Source organism: Streptomyces sp. NBC_00466, assembly GCF_041433995.1.
Taxonomy (GTDB): Bacteria; Actinomycetota; Actinomycetes; order Streptomycetales; family Streptomycetaceae; genus Streptomyces.
This window is the reverse complement of record NZ_CP107896.1, coordinates 1,936,067-1,952,590: the sequence shown is the minus strand read 5'-3', so window position 1 is coordinate 1,952,590 and position 16,524 is coordinate 1,936,067. Positions and strand designations below refer to the sequence as shown.

11 protein-coding genes are annotated in these 16,524 nt (G+C 66.8%); 9 read left to right on the top strand and 2 right to left on the bottom strand.

The genetic code is table 11. The annotated features are described in order from the left end of the window. Positions 1-11: 11 nt before the first annotated feature. The 6 genes from OG210_RS08590 (at position 12) to OG210_RS08565 (ending at position 11,633) form a co-directional block, all read left to right on the top strand. Entirely contained in the window at positions 12-3,524 is a 3,513-nt protein-coding gene (locus OG210_RS08590) for a DEAD/DEAH box helicase family protein (protein ID WP_328330859.1), read from the top strand. 2 nt (positions 3,525-3,526) lie between these two features. Next, entirely contained in the window at positions 3,527-4,972 is a 1,446-nt protein-coding gene (locus OG210_RS08585; RefSeq protein WP_328335590.1) for a restriction endonuclease subunit S, read from the top strand. Further along, positions 4,969-6,594, top strand: coding sequence for a class I SAM-dependent DNA methyltransferase (locus OG210_RS08580; RefSeq protein WP_328330861.1), 1,626 nt, complete (start codon positions 4,969-4,971; stop codon positions 6,592-6,594). The genes OG210_RS08585 and OG210_RS08580 overlap by 4 nt, the downstream gene beginning before the upstream one ends. Before the next feature lie 498 nt (positions 6,595-7,092). Then, positions 7,093-7,824, top strand: a complete 732-nt coding sequence (locus OG210_RS08575; protein ID WP_328330863.1) for a hypothetical protein — start codon at positions 7,093-7,095, stop codon at positions 7,822-7,824. Between the two features lie 791 nt (positions 7,825-8,615). Further along, complete coding sequence (locus tag OG210_RS08570; protein ID WP_328330865.1) at positions 8,616-9,488, top strand: hypothetical protein; 873 nt, start codon at positions 8,616-8,618, stop codon at positions 9,486-9,488. An 81-nt stretch (positions 9,489-9,569) separates the two neighbouring features. Then, the gene (locus OG210_RS08565; RefSeq protein WP_328330867.1) at positions 9,570-11,633 is read left to right on the top strand and encodes an AIPR family protein; all 2,064 of its coding nucleotides are present in this window, start codon (positions 9,570-9,572) and stop codon (positions 11,631-11,633) included. 650 nt (positions 11,634-12,283) lie between these two features. Here OG210_RS08565 and OG210_RS08560 read toward each other — a convergent pair. Further along, positions 12,284-12,823 carry a helix-turn-helix domain-containing protein gene (locus OG210_RS08560; RefSeq protein ID WP_328330869.1) on the bottom strand — a complete coding sequence of 180 codons (540 nt, stop codon included), beginning with the start codon at positions 12,821-12,823 and terminating at the stop codon, positions 12,284-12,286. 180 nt (positions 12,824-13,003) lie between these two features. Here OG210_RS08560 and OG210_RS08555 point away from each other — a divergent pair, with 180 nt between their 5' ends. Continuing rightward, positions 13,004-14,242 carry an MFS transporter gene (locus OG210_RS08555; RefSeq protein ID WP_328330871.1) on the top strand — a complete coding sequence of 413 codons (1,239 nt, stop codon included), beginning with the start codon at positions 13,004-13,006 and terminating at the stop codon, positions 14,240-14,242. On the opposite strand, the gene OG210_RS08550 is transcribed toward OG210_RS08555, so the two are convergent. Beyond that, positions 14,190-14,459 (bottom strand): hypothetical protein, encoded by a 270-nt coding sequence (locus OG210_RS08550; RefSeq protein WP_328330873.1) that lies wholly within the window; start codon positions 14,457-14,459, stop codon positions 14,190-14,192. The two genes, OG210_RS08555 and OG210_RS08550, sit on opposite strands and share 53 nt — an antisense overlap. Before the next feature lie 152 nt (positions 14,460-14,611). On the opposite strand from OG210_RS08550, the gene OG210_RS08545 reads away from it, so the two are divergent. Together OG210_RS08545 and OG210_RS08540 are read left to right on the top strand one after the other, a co-directional pair. Then, a complete protein-coding gene (locus OG210_RS08545; protein WP_328330875.1) occupies positions 14,612-15,304 on the top strand; it encodes a rhomboid family intramembrane serine protease in 693 nt (230 codons plus the stop codon). A 175-nt stretch (positions 15,305-15,479) separates the two neighbouring features. After that, positions 15,480-16,502 carry a hypothetical protein gene (locus OG210_RS08540; RefSeq protein WP_328330877.1) on the top strand — a complete coding sequence of 341 codons (1,023 nt, stop codon included), beginning with the start codon at positions 15,480-15,482 and terminating at the stop codon, positions 16,500-16,502. The last annotated feature ends 22 nt before the right edge of the window (positions 16,503-16,524 follow it).

Sequence of the window (16,524 nt, the reverse complement as noted above, 5' to 3'; positions counted from 1 at the left end):
GGCTCTACGCGATGCAGCCCCTGCTCGCGATCTACGGCTCCCAGGCAGAGCAGTCGGTCTTCACCAACCCCAATGTTTCCTACGTGGCGTCCGGCCAGTTCGGAGAGGTGCTCGCCGAGGAGCTGGTCCAGCGGGCAGGGGTGCGGATCGAAGGGGCCCGTCAGGTCGACCGGCTCGCCGGGCTCCAGCGGGCCGGTCTGCTGCCGGGCCGCACCCGGGACGCCTTCGACACCCTCCGCCGGGGGCGGAACGACGCCGCGCACAACCACCTCTTCGACACCAGCAAGGCCCTCAAGGCAGTCGAACTCTGCTTCCAGCTCGGGCAGTTCTTCTCCCGCGCAATCGACGGCGTCCGGGAAATCTCCGCGTTCGTACCGCCGCGGCTGCCGAGTGACGTGGCAGCCGGGCCCGCCGAGCTCGAGGAGCTCCGCGAGGCGCTCGGCCACCACCAGCGCACCCTCGCCGAGTCCCGCACCCGCCTCGGCGAGGTCGGCGACCGCCTGGAGGCCGAGCAGCGCGGCCGGGAGGAGGCCGAGAAACTAACCGCGGCCGCCGAGCAGGCCCGCGCCGAGTCGGAAGCACTGGCCGCCAGCTACCGGGAGGAGATCGAGCGGCTCAGGAGCGAACAGCGGAGCCGTTACAACCAGGAGCGTCTCAAGCCCCGCCCGGTCGCCGCCGCCGCCCGCGAGGCGATCGTCGCCCGTGCACAGCGGCCCGAGCCGCTCAACGAGGTGCAGGCTCGCGTCCGTATCGACGAAATGCTTGCCGCAGCCGGATGGACCGTCCAGGACAAGGCCGACCTCAACCCGCTTGCCTCCGAGGGCGTCGCGGTCCGCGAGTTCACCCTGGCCACCGGCCGCGCCGACTACGTCCTCTACGTCGACGGCATGATCGTCGGCGTCATCGAGGCCAAGCGTGAGGGCATCGCCCTGGCAGGGGCCCTCGCCCAGAACGAGCGGTACGCGGCCGGTGTCCTCAAGGAGCACTCCCTGGCGGTCTGGCGCGATCAGGAACCGTTCGCCTTCCGCTACGCAACCACCGGTGCAGAGACGTTCTTCGTCAACCTCCTCGACCCGCACGCCCGTTCCCGCCCGGTTTTCGCCTTCCACCGGCCCGAGACCTTTGCTGCCTGGATGAAGCGGGCCACCGAGCGCCCGGACGTTCCCACCTTCCGCGCCGCCCTGCGCACCGGGCTCCCGGTCCTGGAGACCCACGACCTCCGCGTGGCGCAGGAGGAAGCGATCACCGGCCTTGAGTACTCCCTCGGCCAGGACAAGCCGCGCGCCTTGATCCAGATGGCCACCGGCGCGGGCAAGACCTACACCGCCGTCACCGAGGCGTACCGCCTGCTCAAACACGCGGGCGCGGGCCGCATCCTCTTCCTCGTGGACCGGAACAACCTCGGCCGCCAAGCCAAGGCCGAGTTCGACAAGTACCGTGCCCCGGACGAGAACCGTAAGTTCACCGACCTGTACAACGTCGACACGCTCGGCCGGACCGGACTCCAGGAGACCTCCGCCGTAGTCGTCTCGACCATCCAGCGCATGTACTCCCTCCTCAAGGGCGAGCCACTGGAGGACACGGGCGAGGCCGAGGACCGCGAGGACGCCTCCACCCTCGACGAGAACTACATGACCGACCGCCCGGTCAGTGTCGAGTACAACGCGGACGTTCCCATCGAGTCCTTCGACGTGATCGTCATCGACGAGTGCCACCGCTCCATCTATGGCCTGTGGCGCGGCGTCCTCGACTACTTCGACGCCCACCTGGTCGGCCTCACCGCCACCCCCACCCGCCAGACCAAGGGCTTCTTCGACAACAATCTGGTCTCCGAGTACACCTACGAGCAGGCTGTCGCCGACGGCGTCAACGTCGACTTCGACGTGGTCACCATGGACACCTCGGTACGGGAAGCGGGCGGCGCGAAGATCGACAAGGGCACCACGGTCCGTATCCGCGACCGCAAGACCCGCACCCAGCGGTACGAGGAACTGGACGAGGACTTCGCGTACACGGTCGGCCAGATCGGTCGCACGGTGATCACTGAGGACGAGATCAGGGCCGTCCTCACCGCCTACATGAACAACTGGCAGCGCTGGTTCCCGGGCCGTGCCGAACTACCCAAGACGCTTGTCTTCGCGGCGAGCGACGACCACGCCGACGAGGTCCTGAAGCAGGTCAAGGAGGTCTTCGGACGCGGTGACGCTTTCGCTAAGAAGATCACCTACCGGTCCCGGGACAAGGGCGACGACCCTGAGCAGCTCGTCAACGACCTGCGGAACTCGCCGCTGCTCCGGGTCGCCGTCACCGTCGACATGATCGCCACGGGGACGGACGTCCGCGCCCTGGAGTGCGTGATATTCCTGCGGGCCGTACGCAGCCCCGTCCTCTTCGAACAGATGAAGGGGCGCGGCTCCCGCACGATCGACGCCGACGAGCTGAAGGCGGTCACGCCGGAGGCGGCGACCGACCTCGCCAAAGACCGTTTCGTCCTGGTCGACGCGGTGGGCGTCACCGCGTCGCCGCTGGTCGACACCCGGCCGATGCTGCCGCCGGACACCGGTGCCCTCAGCACGGACAAGCTCATGGACAAGGCGGGCAGCCGCTCCCTCACTGCCGAACAGGCCGAGATGCTCGGCCGTCGCCTGGCCCGCCTGGACCGCAAGCTCACCGAGGAGGAGCGTGAGCAGATCAAGCAGGCATCGGGCGGCGTCCCACTCGGCGAGCTGGTTCGCCGCATCTCGGACGCGGTGGATGTCGACACCCAGGACCGTGCGTACCGGGAGGGCGGCGCGGACCAAGCCCGGCGCCTCGTCCAGGACGCGGTCGAGGTCCTGACCACGCACCCGGAGCTCCGCAAGCTGATCGTCGGCATCAAGCAGCAGCACGACTTGACGTACGACGCGACGACCGAGGTCGGGATACGGCTGACGGAGGTCCCGCGAGAAGAACGCGCGGAGAAGGAACTCGGCGAGTGGCGCCAGCTGTTGGACAGCCGTCGGCGCGACGAGCAGGCGGCGGAGGCGATCGCACTCCAGGTGATCCTCGGCAGCGGATCCCGGGTCCGTCCGCAGGAGGCACGGGCCCATCTTCGCGAGCTGCTCGCCACCATCAAGGCCACCAACCGGACGTGGACCCCGAAGGTCATCTGGGACCACTACGACCTGCTCGGCAAGGCGTCGGAATCCCTGTCGAAATCGGCCGGCCTCGGCGATCTCATGAACCTCGTCCGCTACACGCTCGGCGCAGACGACGAACTCCGCCCGTACCGTACGGTGGTCGAGGAGCGCTTCGAGGGCTGGCTGCTGCGGCAGAACCAGACGGGCGTCGAATTCACCGAGGACCAGCTGTGGTGGCTGCACCGCATCAAGGACGCCATCGCGGTGGACGTGGGCATGGAACGCGAGGACTTCAGACACCTCCCCTTCTCGGCGAAGGGCGGCGGTCGCGGCTTCGCGAACGCCTTCGGTGACAAGGACCGGGCGCTGGAACTGCTGGACGAACTGAATCAGGAATTGGCTTGAGTATGGGTGTGGGCGGGTTGCCGGAAGGGTGGGCCTGGGCGGAGCTCGGGGAGATCGCTACGTCCGTCAAGAACGGGATGTACGTATCACGGCCTGGTACGGAGCCGAACGGTACGCCGATTCTTCGGATCGGTGCGGTCCGGCCGATTCGGCTAAGTCTGGACGACTTGCGGTACACGGGGTTGGACTGGCAAGAAGTGCAGGACCAGGCGGGCGATGTGATGCCCGGCGACTTGCTGTTCACTCGATACAACGGAAACCCTGAATATGTTGGTGCGGGGGCGAGGGTTCCCGATGGTGTACCTGAACTAGCGTATCCAGACAAGCTTATTCGGGTACGCGTCCCAGCGGAAGTCGTGAATTCCCGGTTCCTGGCCTATGCGTGGGCCTCGCCGCGTGTACGTGAACAAGTGCGAGGCCAGGTCAAGACATCCGCCGGGCAAGCGGGAATTTCCGGCGCGTCGCTCAAGCGCGTCAGGGTCCCAGTACCCCCGCTCGCCGAACAGCACCGCATCGTCGAGGCCCTCGAAGAGCAGCTCTCCCGGCTCGACGCGGCCGAGCAGACGCTGCGGCTGGCGCGCAAGCGGATCGAGGTTCTACGCAAGTCGGTCTTCACCTCATTGGTTCCCGATACAGCCCCCGCCGGTTGGACAGTTACGACTGTCGGTGAGGCTGGAACTCTGGAGTTGGGGCGAGCCCGGCACCCTGACTGGCATCACGGTCCCGAAATGCGTCCCTACCTGCGCGTGGCCAATGTTTTCGAAGACCGGATCGACATCTCCAGCGTCATGGAAATGGATTTCTCGGGGATCTTTGAGAAGTATCGGCTCCACAAGGGGGACATCCTCCTGAACGAAGGGCAGAGCCCGCATTTGGTGGGCCGTCCAGCGATGTACCGCGGAGTTCCGGAGAATGTTGCATTTACGAACAGTCTGTTGCGATTCCAGGCGGGTCCGGGCGTTCTCCCTGAATGGGCACTCATGGTGTTCCGGCGACATTTGCACGCTCGCAGGTTCATGCGCGAGGTGCGCATCACGACGAACATCGCCCACTTGTCGTCAAAGCGCTTGAAAGTGGTCGAGTTCCCGATTCCCCCTCTGGAGATCCAGAAAGATCTAGTCCAGCGCTGCGAAGAGTTGCTGTCAGGCACCGAGGCGATCGGCCGTGAAGTAGACCGTGCTACTCGGCGGGCAGACGCTCTGCGGTCGGCCCTGCTCCGGAAGGCGTTCAACGGCAATCTGATCCCCCAGAACCCCACGGACGAACCCGCCACCACCCTCCTCGCCCGCATCGCCGCCGAGCGCGACGCCGCCAAGCCCGCCCGAAAAACCAAGCGCGCCGCGCGCCCCCGCAAGACGGCCACCGCAGCCAAGGTGACCGAGGCCGCCCCCGCACCCGCCCCAACCCCCGCCCCCGTCACCACCGTTCAGCAGGAGCTCTTCCAGTGACCGCCCCCGTCCCGACGCCAGACGACGAAGCCGCCCCCTCCGCCGAGGGCGTCCCCCTCACCGAGACGCCCAAGTCGAAGAAGGCCGCCGCGCAGACCAACACCCTGGTCGCCAAGCTCTGGAACTACTGCAACGTCCTCCGCGACAACGGCATGTCGACCATCGAGTACGTAGAGCAGCTCTCGTACCTGCTCTTCCTGAAGATGGTCGATGAGATCGAGGACGACTCGTGGGAGGGCCGCGACCTCAGCGACATCGTTCCGGAGGATTACAACTGGAAGTCCCTCGTCAGCAAGCGCGGAGCGGAGCTCGAAGCGCACTACCGCGCCATCCTGGAGCACCTGGGCCGTAAGCCCCACACCACCATCGGCACGATCTTCGCCGACGCGCAGAACCGGATCACCAAGCCCGCGCTGCTCGAAAAGCTGGTCGTGGAGCTGATCGGTCGCGAGGAGTGGACGGTCACCGGCACCGACCTCAAGGGCGACGCTTACGAGGGGCTGCTCGCCAAGGGGGCGTCCGACACCAAGACCGGCGCCGGCCAGTACTTCACGCCGCGTGCGCTCATCGACGCGATGGTGGACGTGACCCGACCCGGTCCGGACGACACCATCACCGACCCCGCCTGTGGCACCGGCGGCTTCCTGATCGCCGCGCACACGTACATCACCCGGCACCACATCAAGGACATGGACCTTGAGGCCCGCAAGGCGTACGACAGTGGCCGCAAGATCTGGGGCAACGAGTTGGTCACCGGTACCGCCCGCCTCGCCGCCATGAACATGCTCCTCCACGGCATCGGCAAGAGCGACGGCCCGAGCCTGATCGACGTCAGCGACGCGCTCGCCGAGAAGCCGAGCGGGCGGCACGCCTCACTCGTCCTTGCCAACCCGCCCTTCGGACGCAAGTCCGCAATCACCGTGATCGGCCAGGACGGTGACCTGGAGAGGGAGGACGTCCAGTACGACCGCGACGACTTCACCGCCACCACGACCAACAAGCAGCTCAACTTCCTTCAGCACATCATGTCGCTGACCGCGGTGAACGGCCGGGCGGCCGTCGTCCTCCCGGACAACGTCCTCTTTGAGGGCGGCGCAGGCGAGAAGATCCGCCGCAAGCTGCTGGACGAGTTCGACCTGCACACGATCCTGCGCCTGCCCACCGGCATCTTCTACGCGGGCGGCGTCAAAGCCAACGTCCTCTTCTTCGACAAGAAGCCCCCGCGCGCCGACGGCAAACCGCACACCACCGTCACCTGGGTCTACGATTTCCGCACCGGCCAGCACTTCACCATGAAGCAGCGCCCGCTGACCCGCCCCCACCTGGACGACTTCGTAGCCAAGTACAAGGCGGGCGAGCCGCTGGCTGTCCGCGTCGCTGACGAGGACGACAACGGCCCCTGGAAGTCATACACGTACGAGGAGTTGACGGCGCGCGACAAGGTCAACCTTGACATCACGTGGATGAAGGATCCGGCCCTGGAGGACGCGGACAGCGACCTGGAGCCGGAGGTCATCGCCGAGGAGATCGTGCGCGATCTCCAGTCCGCTCTGGCCGAGTTCACGGCCATCGCGAAGTCGCTTGGCGCGGATGTGGACGTACCGGAGGCGGAAGAGGTCTGACGACGGCCGAAGGTTCGTTGTCACCGCGCCGAAGAGCTGCAATGCGAAGTGCCCTGTGGCCTTCGGCGCTTCCGTGCGGCTGCTGGTGGCACTCCGGGACAGCGATGCTGAAGGTTCCTTCGCTAGAACCGTCTCGACGAGGCGCCGGCCCGATGATGCCGCAGCCGCGACAGCCACAACGGCGGACACCCATCGGCAAACCCCGCTACATCCCCTGCGACAGCGCCGATGGCAAATCCTGCTACGTCGTCTACGGCTCCGGCGGTGAACTGGCCCCACGTCTGATCGGCCATCACATGCTCCTGCAACTGGCCATGGTTGCTCGCCCGCCGTCACGGAATCCTGCCGCAAGAGAGTGAAGGGCCGAACCGATCAGATCGAGCCACAAACCGACCGTGATCCGTGAAGCCGCTTGACTGATACCTCTGCGGTACAGGGAACATCAGGAGTTCACGTTCCAAAGTTCCCCGTCCTACCGCGCGCCGCACAGAGGTATGCATGGCCATCGCACATCCTCAGACCCGTCAGTTCGAGTCGTTCGTCACGAACCTGTCGTACGCACGCCAGATGGTGCGAGCCGGGCAGGCGCTGGAGGTGCTCAGCCCCAAGGGCATCGATACCGGCGATTTCTACCGAGCCGCCTGGGTGCAGTCCATCGCTGCCCTCGAACACTGGGTGCAGGAAGAGGTGTTGCGCCGGGTCGCCGAGGAAGCTGCAAAGGACGACCCGGACATGCCGCGGAAGCTCCGTGACTACCCGTTGCCGCTGCACTACCTGGAGAGGGTGCAGCGGGGCGAATCGACCACCGCCGAGGTGGTCGCGGAGCGGGTGCGCCAGGACATCGCCCGCCAGACCTTGCAGAACCCTGATGCCATCGCGAAGGTGATGTCGCTCGTCACCGACGTCAAGGTGTGGCGGGAGGCGGCGAAGTGGGTCAACCGGTGGAGCCAGTACCGCACTTCATACGACGAGAAGCGGCTGCGCGGTCAGTACATCCTGCTGCTCCGCCGGCGCAACCAGATCGCACATGACGCGGATCTGATCGACGGCGACCTGAAGCAGCGCCGCCAGATCAGCGAGGCTGATGTCACGGACGCCCTCAACTGGATCGAGCGGATTGCACTCGCGCTTGCCTATGCGCTGGAGGGGGACGCGTCCAAGACGTCAGGGCATCCGGCTTCGACCGGGGCTTCGGAAGCGCCAGATGGAGATCAGTTGCACATCGCCTGAGTGTTCGTCATCGAGCCCTGCGAACTCGTCCTCGGATCCTTGTGAACCCTCCGGATTAGCCTTTGGCCATGCGACCGCCTCTTGAGAACGTTTTGCGTGATGCGCTCGTACAGGAAGGCCCAAGAACAAGCCCCCCGAGCGGTGCCTATTGTTCGTGGCGTGCACACGGGCGCGGGATGGGCTGTATGTTTTTGGCGGGGCATCCCAGCGGCTTTCTCACAGAGGCCGGCTTTAGGGCGGAAGCTGAAGCTGGCGCGCTACCATCCGCCTGAGCCTGGCTCGGTGTGGTGGCAGGTGGTTCGGGGGAGTAGATGACATTCGCACAACCAAGGCGGGTAGACCTTCCGTCTCCGGCGAGATCGCCGCGGCTGGCGATTCTGCGCCCTGACAACGACTTGCTTGGTCTGCTCGATGCCGATCACGCCAAGGAAAGGTCCTACTCCCAACCCTGCCGTGCCTGGCCTGAGGTTAAGTCACACCTCGCGATCCTGCTTGCTCCTGCCGGCCAGCAGGGTGATGGAGGTGGCGGGGAGCAACCTGAGCGCATCTGGGGGCTGGGAATCGTGCGCCCTGCTCATGAGACCGACCGCGACCGGAAGGTCGTTGTCACCCGTGCGCGAAGCTTTCGAGGCATTGTTCCTGTCTCAGGGCTCTGGTGCGCTGGTGGCGAGCAAGACTCCAGTCTCTCCAAATCGTTACCGGAAAGTGGTCCTGTCACAGTCGACGCCGACACCATATTCGCCAATCTGCGGCGGATTTCCCCTGATGTCGCGGCCGAAGTTCGGAGGCTGATGCCTCTGCTCGACGAAGCCGAAGGATGGAGTGAGGGCGAACTACGATGGCGTGATGAGCGCGACGCTCTGCTGCTCTTCGCCAAGATCGCCGGGTTGGCCCCGAATGACTTCTCGGAGGTACACCTTTGGGACCAGACAGCCGCCCACGGAGCTTTTATCAGCGGGCTCACAGGGACTGCAGTTCAGCCGACGCTTGACGACATCCGTGGATGGGTAGGGGCGAGGTTCAGCGGCATCGGTGAGACCGTCGTCCGAACGTTTGCAAGTGGCGGAGGTAACCGAAGCTACGACTTTGAGGTCACGTCGATAACCGATCGGCGGGTGGCGGATGGTCGGGAGGGCTCCCTCGACGCCTACTACTATCACGTCGAGACCCAGACGCTCGTCATACTACGTTACGTGCGTCCCGACCCGAACGGACTCTTTTCGTCTGACGCCCGGCACAGGCTGGATGAGTTCCACAGTCGTGTTCGTCGTCTCCCGAGACGCGCTCGGCAGAGTGCCGACGATTACAGCTTGCTGGAAGACCCTCTCTTTCTCCGCATTCATGAGCCGGTGCCATTCACCGTGGCTCTGCACCGTACGAGTTCCGGTGCGATTTACCCCTACGACCAAGTCACCGCTGCGATCTCGGCCGCAGGGGAGACCAGTCTCCCCGGCCCACCCGTGGGCGCGCTCACCCGCCACCTGGTGCCGACCGACTTCGCCCGACTGGTGCGCGACGGTTGGCTCGGCGCGCGACGTGTACCCCTCGAGGTGGCCATGGGCTGGGTGGAAGCCACGATCGACACGGCTGGTGTTGCCTTGGTCGTCGTGGACTTCAGTCTCCGGCAGCGTGGCAACGGGTCGGGGATCAAGACGCAGGTCTAGGCGATCAAGAAGACACCACCAGTGGGAAGGCGACCATCAATGGCCACCTCGGGCGCGGACATACCTCGCCAGGTAACGCAGGTGCGCGAGCAGCTGCACGAGACATTTGACGGGGTGATAGATGACAGCGATATTGCCCACTTCCGTGGGGGCAATTACGAACAGCGCTTCCTCTCCCGTGCCCTCGCAGCCCTGGCGGTACGACGCGTGGCCAAGTGCAGCGTGGCCGAGGCAGCCCGGTTCGTGACGGACGGCATCGCGGATCAAGGAATGGATGCCATCGCCCCCCTGCCGGAGAGTGGTCAGGCTCTGCTGGTCCAAGCGAAGTGGAGCGATAAGGGCACGGCGACGTTCGATGTGGATGCGGCCAAGGCGATGGTGGATGGTCTCAACCGGATCGAAAACGAGTTGTACGACCAGTTCAACCAGCGTGCGGGCGCCCTGGCCCTGGAGGCCAGGCCGTTTATCGTCAACGAGAGAGCCATTCTGGTCATCGCGCTGATGGGTACCGTGGAGCCCTCTCCGCCCGCACGCGAGGTTCTCGACAATGCCCTCGAGGAGTTCAACAAGCACGGCGCCCGATTGAGCGTCGAGGTGCTGTACGCCGCGGACTTCCACGATCAGATTCATGCGGACCTTCGGCCGGAGCCGATCCGCCTAGATGTACGTCTTGACGACTGGTACCAGCAAAAAGGACCGCTCGAGGCGTATCAGGGCACGGTCTCCGCCGAGAGCGTCGCTGAGTGGTACGAGACGCACGGTACCGGTCTGTTCGAGCAGAATCTCCGCGCTCCGCTCGGGACCACCGTCACCAATGCGGAGATTGGTCAGACTCTTACGTCCGATCCCACCAGATTCTGGCACTTGAACAACGGCATCACCATGATCTGCGACTCGCTTACGGCGAAGCACGACAGCGCCAAGGCACCGCAGAGCAGGCCGACCACGCTCACCGTGACAGGGGCGAGCATCGTCAACGGTGCTCAGACGGTACGGGCAGTCGCCAGAGCCATGCATGATGACGGTGAGGCTGCGGCCCATGCCACTCTGAGTATCAAGGTCATCAATACATATGAGGACCGGAAGTTCGGCGTCCAGGTCTCGCAGGCGGCGAATCGGCAGAACGCCATTGAACAGCGCGATCACATCGCGCTCGAACCCGTACACCAGGCGATCAAGGCCAACCTGCGCGCCGAGCTGCGCAAGCAGTACGTGATTAAGAGGGGTGAGCCGGTCGCTGCACCCGAGACCGGTTGCTCATTGGACGAACTTGCCCTCGCTCTTGCCTGCCTGCATCCGGATGCAGAACAGTCCGCCCGGGCTGCCAGCTCCACCGAGAATCTTTGGGAGCAAGGTTCCAAGGGCAGCCACACCGTGCTGTTCAAACGCGAACCCTCCCCGCAGAAGGTGTGGCGCTCCGTGCTCACGCTGCGCGCGGCAAGGAGCGCAGTCTACGAGCTGGGCAGTGGGGGGAACAGCCGCGAGGCTGCGACCACGGAGCATGGGAGCTTTCTCGTAACCCACTTGATTTTCCAGCATCTCGGCGCCTCGAGTATTGACGACCCCGACTTCGACTGGGACAGCGAGGTGCTGGAGAAGATTCCTGCCTTGGTACCGGAACTGGTCCGTCGGCTGACCCATCAGATCGTTACTGGTTACGGGCCGCGTCCCCAAATCAGGGCTGCTTTCCAGACCGCGGAGACATGTGCGGAACTCGCGAAGCGTGTCCTGGGCGATCTGGCCGATGGCGTCGCCGTTCCCGAACCTCCCACGAAGGAGCGCAAGCCGCGTCGCCCGAACACCGTGCCGCTCCTGGTCGACCGGCGTGTCATCAAGGATGGAGCCCCCCTCCGGTACGAAGCCCTGAACGAGCCCGAGCGTGACGCCATGGGAGAGTGGCTAGTTGAAGACGAAAGGCGACGCCAGGCGACCTGGGTTAATCACCGGACCAAGCCGATCTTGTGGGCGTACGACGAGCAGCAGTACTCGCCTTCCGGTCTGGTGTCGAAGATGTGGGCGGATGCCGACTGGGACGAGCGCCCCGTGGCCAATCAGGGAACGGCTCGCTGGTATCAGTCGGATGGATTGAGTCTGTGGGATCTGGCTCAGCGCATCCACAGCGAAGAGGCAGAGGATGGGGTCTGACGGCGTGCGCACCGCGCCAGCAGGATGTCAGTAAGTGGAGACCTCTCCGGACTGCTCAGCCGCTTTGGGCGGCCATGGTCACCTCCGAGATCGCATCGGATGGCACGCTCAAGCAGCCGTGCCCGCGTCACCTGCTTCCACTGTTGTGTAGCGTTGGCGGTCCTGAGCGCAGTTGTACTTTGTCGTGAATCCCGTGCTGGGATGGTGCTGGGATGCGCCTGCATTTACGCAGTTCAGAGGGGTTGTGGTGGAGTTCCGCTTCAACGTGTGACAGTCCCGGCTTCCTGGCAGCGGCATGAAATCCCAGGCAGGTGAGCTGTCGCGGACGTGACGGCTGGTTGTTGCGGCGTTCCCTGTGGAAACGTTCGAAGGCCGGGGTGTTGGCGGGTGCCTTTGTGTGTTCCGCGGGTCGGCGGCGTGATGCGGTGGCTGGGTGCGCTGCCTGAGGTCCTGGTCACGTCTTCCCTTCCGGGGCGATCCCTGCTGGGCTCGCGGCCGCTGCGGGTGCTCTTTGCGGCGGTTGCCGGGTCGCTGGCAGACGAAAGGGCGCTGTCAGGGTTCTGGCGGGGGCGGCGGCCGGCGGCTGTGGGCGGTACGTGCCGGAGTGCCGCGGACAGTCCGGCGAATGAGGATGCCTTCAGGCCCGGCGCTCAGGCCAGCAGCGCCGCGGCGAGCGTGCGGGCCCGGTGTGCGGGCGCGGCAGAGCGCTCGCGTAGTGCCATGACGATGGCGCCGTCGACCAGTAGTACGAGGTGCTCAGCCGTGCCGTACGGGTCGGGCCGTCCAGTGGCGTCGACCAATTCCGCCAGGTAGTCGGTGAGTTCAGCCTTGTGGATGGCGGCGGCGCGGTGCGCCGGACTGTCGAGGTCGGCCGTCTCGACCATCGTGGTGATCGCGGTGCAGCCGCGGAAGCCGGGCGCGGCGAAGCGCTCGGCGAGTACGTCGAACACGGCGAGCGGGTCGCCTCCGCGCCGCGCGACCTCCTCCCGCAGCCGGGCCAGCCAGCGTTGCCCGTACTCCTCGACGACGGCGACCACGAGGTCGTCCTTGCCGGGAAAGTGGCGGTAGAACGATGCCCGCCCGACGCCGGAGGCGGCCAGGAGGCGCTCGACGCCGACGGCACGGATGCCTTCCGCGTAGAACAGTTCTTCGGCGGCCTTGAGGAGCCGTTCGCGTGCATGGGTCGGCATGGGGCCAGGGTATCCCGTCTTGACGCCTTACGGAACCGATCGGTACCGTCTCATGCCCCGGAGACGGAACCGATCGGTACCATTTCGGGTCTCGTATTCGGTCCCGATCGGTTCCGTCTTTGAGTGTTCCGGAGCGGGACCCTTCCGCCTCGCACGCGCCTGCCACGGAGGAGCACCAACATGTCCAGCACGGCCTCGAACCCGACGTCCGCCGCGGCCGGACCACCCCCTGACCGCCCGCCGGCCGGCCCGCCCACGCCGCCCACCCCGGCCGAAGGGTGGCGCGGCAACGCAGCCCTGCTCGCCTTCGGCACCTTCGTCGTCGGAACGGACGCCTTCGTCATCGCCGGTGTGCTGCCCGACATCGCGCACTCCCTGGGCCTCTCCCTCGGCGCAGCAGGCCAGCTCGTCACGGTTTTCGCCATCGCCTACGCGCTCGGCTCCCCGCTGCTGGCCGCCGCCACTGCGGGATGGTCACGGCGTGCCGTCCTCGTCACCGCGCTCGTCGTGTTCGCCGTGGGCAACGCCGCAACCGCCGTGGCGCCCGGCTACGTCACCCTGCTGGCCGCCCGCGTGCTCGCCGCGGTGGGCGCCGCCCTCTACACCCCCAACGCCGCCACTACTGCGGGCGCCCTCGCCGGAAACCGACACCGGGGTCGCGCCTTCTCGATCGTCAACATCGGCCTGACCACCTCGCTGGTGCTGGGCGCGCCGCTGGGCACGGTGGTGGGGGAAACGTACGGATGGCGGGCCACCATGTGGCTGGTGACGATCCTGCCGCTGCTGGTCGCGCCGCTGCTGGCGGTGCGCCTGCCGCGGATACGGCTCGCCGCCGGGGCCGGACTGCGGGCGCGGCTGGCGCCGCTGGGCGACCGGCGGGTGCTGGGCGTGCTGGCCACCACCCTCGTCGTGTTCATCGGGATCTACCTCCCCTTTCAGTACATCTCCGCGGTGTACGGGCCCGCGGCGTCGCAGGTCCCGCACGGGCTGGCGATCGTGCTGCTGATCTTCGGTGTTGCCGCCACGGCCGGAAATCTGCTGGCAGGACGGCTCGCGGACCGGTACGGGGCGCAGCGCGTGGTAGTCGCCGTCGCGGCTGCGCTCACCGTCGCCTTCGTCCTGATGCCGCTCACCCGTGGGCAGTTCGTGGCCGCCGCGCCTTTCACTCTGCTCATCGGGTGGCTTTCGTTCTCCGTACTGACGCCCCAGCAGCACCGCATCGTCACCCTCGCCCCGGAAGCCCAGGCGGTGACGGTGTCCCTGAACGCGGCAGCCGTCTACGTTGCCGTCTCTCTGGCCGGTGTCCTGGGTGCGGTCGGTGTGGATACCGGCGGCGCCACACTCCTGCCTGTCGCCGCCGCGGTGTTCACCGCGGCGGGTACGGCTCTGGCCGCAGCAGCGGGACGGCGGCCGGCCTGAGGAGACGGCGGGTGTTCTCCGCGATGAGCTCCTCCCGGACGCCGGTCAGTGGGGCCGCCGCGACCCGTGCGAATACGTCCGGCCGGTGGGAGTGGTCCGGGTCCAGAGCGGCGGCCGGCGGTTCACGGTCGTGGGTGCTGTCCGACAGGGCGGGAGTGTCGTGCACCAGCCGGCGAACGGCCGAGGCGGCCGGGGTCTCGCGGATGACCGTCTTCAACTACGTCCCGGCCATGGAGGACCTCGCGTTTCGCCGGCCTCGACGCCCGTGACGCCGCGATCTGCGCACGGTCACGTTCTCGAAGCCGTGCTGGAAGAAGCCACACCCAGAAGACCGCGACACGCATCGCGGCCCGATCAAGGGAAACACAGATGAACGTCCACGACCTGCCCCTGTACGCCTGCGCCGCCGCTGTGGTCGGCCCGGGGATCAAGGTGCTCACCGCGCCGACCGCCGGAGCTCGGCCCCGGCAGGGCGATGGGCCGCAAGGCGGTCTGCAGGCTCTCCTGAATCCGTGGCGGCAAAGGCCGCTTCCTCTCACCGCGGCGGCGATGGTCGCAGTGATGGTGGGCTTCAACCTCGCGCAGACGGTGTGGCCGGCGCTGATCCCCCATCTGGAGCGCCGGCCCGGAGGGCCGTGGTGGCGGGCCTTCACCGCGCTCTTGATCGAGTCCAGCGGCCCGCTCCAGCTGCTGTTCAACTTGGCGGCCCTGGTCGCGGTCGTCCCGGTCGCGCAGCGAGTCCTGCGGCCCGCGGTGACGGTCTGTGTGTACCTGGTGTCCGGTGTGGCGGCGCAGGCGGTGAGCATGGCGGGCTGGAGCCCGACCGGGGGCGGCAACTCGGTGGCCATCTGCGGCCTGGTCGGAGCCCTGGCAGTGGCATACGCGTTGCGCGGACCGGACGCCGCGCTGCGCCGCATGGCGCTGTTCGTCCCCGCGGCGGGGATCGTGCTGTGCGCGATGGCCAACAACCACGGGGTGGGCGTTCTGGTGGGGTGCGCGCTGGGTGCCGGGCTGACCGCCGTCCGCCGCTCGGGGCATCTTGTCAACACCCCCGCCCAGTAGGCACCCGTCCGCTTCCAGCTCTTACAGGGCGGCCGTTCTCGGGTGGAGGGCATGTACCTGCGCGCACTGGACCGCCGGCCACCGGGCCGCGTTCGGCTGATGCCCGAAGTGTGGCGGGGGTGACGAGTTGCGGAGATGCGGGAACTTCGACAAGCGCGTGCGCGTCCTTCTGCACATGAGCAACCCCGTGTCGTCTCCGCCCCTTGATTCGCCCCGCGCGTCGTTGCTGTGGACGGCGAAAGTGCTGGTCTCACTGGGTGGGCAGGATGACGCACGACCGGTTCCCGAAAAGGAACTGGCAGACATCGCCAGGGGTTTGACCGCCATCGATCACGCCTTCCGGGAGCAGCCGTGCGATCACGGATGGCATCCCTGCGAGGACACCTTCGGCGACCTCACCGATGCCCTGGCAGAAGGCGACACCGACAGCCTCGACGAGACGGAGGAGGATCCCCTCGCCGCCAAGTGTGAGGAGATTACGCAACTGCTGCCGCTGCTCGCCGCGCACGGGCACGCGGCCGACGCCGTCGACGGCTGGGACGGATCAGCCGGGGAGCCCGAGGTGTGGCTCTGCCCGCGCACCGCGGCCGGATTCGCCCGTGCCGCCGGCGAGCTGGCCACCGGTCGGCGACACGCCGACTGGCCAAGGCTCGCCGAGCCCGACCTCGAGCGGATGAGCGATCTGCGGTCCATCGCCTGGGACTATCCCAACTGCGATCCCGAAGTGGCGCTCAGCTCCCTCGGTGACGAGCTGGCCGCCGCCCCCGAGGATGCATCCCGTGCGGGCCTGCTGCTGTGCCTGACGGCGTTGGGTGACTATGCCGGCAGCGGCCGGATAGTCGAACGAGCCACCTTGGACGACATGATCGACGGTTTCGAAGCGGTGATTCCTGCACTGCGGCGGGAATCATCGGCCGCGGACTGCCCGCACGGCCCGCACGGCCATCCCGTGTTCGGTGACGGCGACCCGGCCGACGACATCGCCACCGGCGTCCTGCTGGCCGCGCCTGAGGGCCGCGCCCTGTACGATCTCGCGTTCCGTCGCGGTGCGGTGGTGGCCTCACCGGGATCAGTGCAGTGCCCCGCCTTCCTCCTTCCACTGGCCGAGCATGCGAGGGAACGAACGCGCGCAGACCGCGACCGTCTCTTCGGCCGCCAGGATCTGCGGGACGGACAGGAACAAGGCCCCGATGAGTGAGGGATCCAGCTTTCCGGCGGCG

Bases quoted from the DNA above. Each gene is read 5' to 3' on its own strand.
- OG210_RS08585 (WP_328335590.1), top strand. From the start codon at position 3,527: ATGGGTGTGGGCGGGTTGCCGGAAGGGTGGGCCTGGGCGGAGCTCGGG.
- OG210_RS08545 (WP_328330875.1), top strand. From the start codon at position 14,612: ATGAACGTCCACGACCTGCCCCTGTACGCCTGCGCCGCCGCTGTGGTC.
- OG210_RS08560 (WP_328330869.1), bottom strand. From the start codon at position 12,823: ATGCCGACCCATGCACGCGAACGGCTCCTCAAGGCCGCCGAAGAACTG.
- OG210_RS08590 (WP_328330859.1), top strand. From the start codon at position 12: ATGCAGCCCCTGCTCGCGATCTACGGCTCCCAGGCAGAGCAGTCGGTC.
- OG210_RS08575 (WP_328330863.1), top strand. From the start codon at position 7,093: ATGGCCATCGCACATCCTCAGACCCGTCAGTTCGAGTCGTTCGTCACG.
- OG210_RS08555 (WP_328330871.1), top strand. From the start codon at position 13,004: ATGTCCAGCACGGCCTCGAACCCGACGTCCGCCGCGGCCGGACCACCC.
- OG210_RS08570 (WP_328330865.1), top strand. From the start codon at position 8,616: ATGCCTCTGCTCGACGAAGCCGAAGGATGGAGTGAGGGCGAACTACGA.
- OG210_RS08540 (WP_328330877.1), top strand. From the start codon at position 15,480: ATGAGCAACCCCGTGTCGTCTCCGCCCCTTGATTCGCCCCGCGCGTCG.